The organism is Candidatus Phytoplasma meliae (assembly GCF_016876135.2).
Genome location: NZ_JACAOD020000020.1, coordinates 1 through 2,263, shown reverse-complemented (window position 1 = coordinate 2,263; position 2,263 = coordinate 1). Strand labels below are relative to the sequence as shown.

The window sequence follows — 2,263 nt, the reverse complement described above, 5'->3', positions numbered from 1 at the left end:
CAAAGAACACCCATCAATGATTACCAAAGAAACTTTGGAGATGTATACCAAAGACATCGACCGCGACATAGCCAAACTCGACGCCGACTACAAAGACTACGAAAAGAAAATAGAAAATTATAATACTCAAATGAAAAGCGATAATTTATTTAAAGAATTTGAAAATTCTCGTGTTTTGGTTAAAAATATTGAAAAAAATGAAAAATCTGTCATCAATGAATACCAAAAAATCATAGAAGAATTAGAATTAAAAAGAAAACAAATGACCGATGAAACCAAAAAAGAAGAACCAAAAATATTACAAATAGAACAACTAGAAGAAAAATTAGCACCAATAAACGAAGAAATGAAAATAATTAAAGAAGCATTAAAACAAACAAACCCTAACTACAATAAAACTCAAGAAAGAATTAAACAAACAAATCAAACAAAAATCCCTGAATTAATAACTATTCCTTCTTAAACCACTTTTTCTTTAAATTTAAAACCAATAAAGTTGTATAATATTAGTAATTAATTTCTTTAAAAAGATAATATAGATTACTACTATTATCGGAAAGGCATTAAAAGAAATGAATTTTTTAAAAAAACATTGGGTCACTATTTTAGTTATTTTATTTTTTAGCATTGTTATTATTATAGGTTTTTTTGAAGGCATTAAAGAAGTTAAAGAAGAACAAAAATCATTATCAAATAATCATAAAGAATTAGAAGATAATAAAGAACCAAATCAACCATCAAGAACCAAACGAGAAATAGAAATTCCAAAATCTAAAATTAAAATAACTAAAGAAAAATTTGATAAAATTGCATCTTATATCTTATCTGAAAACGAAAATGAAGTTTTATCCTTAAATCTTTCTGAAGAAGAAAATAAAGAAATTAATGAAATAAAAAATAGTTATACAGTGTGTTTAAAGATACAAAAGGATAGGCAAAAAACAATAAACGAATATCAAAAAGAATGCGATGATTATAAAGAAAAAATAATCAAACTTAACCCCGAAGATGGTTATGATAAAATCAAAATAAATGGTCTAAACGAAATGCTCCAACGCGCCGAAAAAGAAAAAAATAGATTACAAAAAAATTATGATAAAATGGCATTTGATTATAAAAATGAAATTTCTATTAAACTCAACTCCCTATACGAAATAACCCCATCTGAGGGATAAAAAAATAAAGGAGATTTAATTCATGGTTAAATTAAATAATCAATTTAAAACAATTTATCTTTGTTTAATGGCTTTTCTAGGATTATTATTTATTTTTAATAATCATCAAGTAATAATGGCGATGGGTAATAAACATAGTAATGATAATGAAATTTCAAATGATGAAGAATATTCTTTGTATATACAAGCAGAATTCGCAATACAAAATGAATTAACAAATTTCAAACTTGATAATGAAAAAAAACAAGAACTTTTATATAAACACAGTTGCATTGCAAAAGAAATAAAAAAATATAACAAAAGGAAAAATAATAACCAATTACCAATTGCTCGCCAAAATCAACTAGAAAGTTCTCAACAGAATATAAATCCATCAACAGAGAATGATAGTTATTTATCTGATGAAATTCAATATATAAATTTATCAAAATATGATTCTAATAAAAATGTTTTTGATTGTCCAGAAAGTTCTAAAAAAGATTTGAAAAATAAAGGAATTGTTCAATAATGTTTAAATCAAAAAACCAATTTAACATAATTTATCTTTGTTTAATTACTTTTATAGGATTATTATTTCTTTTTAATAATCATCAAGTAATAGCGATGAATAACGGTCATTCTAATGGTTATAATAACAATCATAATACTAATTTCGTAACTCAAGCTCGTATTTTACAAGAAATGAACCTAGAACAAACTAGAATAGTTCAACAAATTTTTGATGCTAGAGATAATAATGCTTCTGAAGAGATTATTAATAACCTTGTAAGACAAAATATGCAATTAAGTCAACGTATTTCAGCTCAACAAATTATTTTGCATAATGCTATGCCACGCGAAAATAATCGTAACCAAACAAATCGAAATAATAACCGAAGACGTTAAAAAAATAAACATACTACAATATTAAGACCCTTCCCAGGGTCTTTTTCTTTGCCCAAAACACACACAGCAATTGGTTCGGCCATTAACTAAAAATCCAAGGAGGTAAATAAACTATGAATCAAACTAAATCCCTAAAAAAGTTCTTTTATTAACTATTTCTTTATTAATCTTTATATTATTTCATACCCCCATCTACGCCCATA

The 2,263-nt window shown here is 25.0% G+C and carries 3 protein-coding genes and 1 pseudogene; all 4 read left to right on the top strand.

Annotated features, from left to right (window positions below; genetic code table 11):
- Positions 1-463 (top strand): annotated as a pseudogene (locus CHTY_RS03525) (DNA double-strand break repair protein Rad50); the annotation flags it as partial.
- 109 nt (positions 464-572) lie between these two features.
- The gene (locus CHTY_RS03520; protein ID WP_210634622.1) at positions 573-1,175 is read left to right on the top strand and encodes a hypothetical protein; all 603 of its coding nucleotides are present in this window, start codon (positions 573-575) and stop codon (positions 1,173-1,175) included.
- 22 nt (positions 1,176-1,197) lie between these two features.
- Positions 1,198-1,683, top strand: coding sequence for an SVM family protein (locus CHTY_RS03515; protein WP_210634620.1), 486 nt, complete (start codon positions 1,198-1,200; stop codon positions 1,681-1,683).
- Positions 1,683-2,060, top strand: a complete 378-nt coding sequence (locus CHTY_RS03510) for an SVM family protein (protein ID WP_210634618.1) — start codon at positions 1,683-1,685, stop codon at positions 2,058-2,060. Before CHTY_RS03515 ends, CHTY_RS03510 begins: the two co-directional genes overlap by 1 nt.
- Positions 2,061-2,263 lie beyond the last annotated feature (203 nt).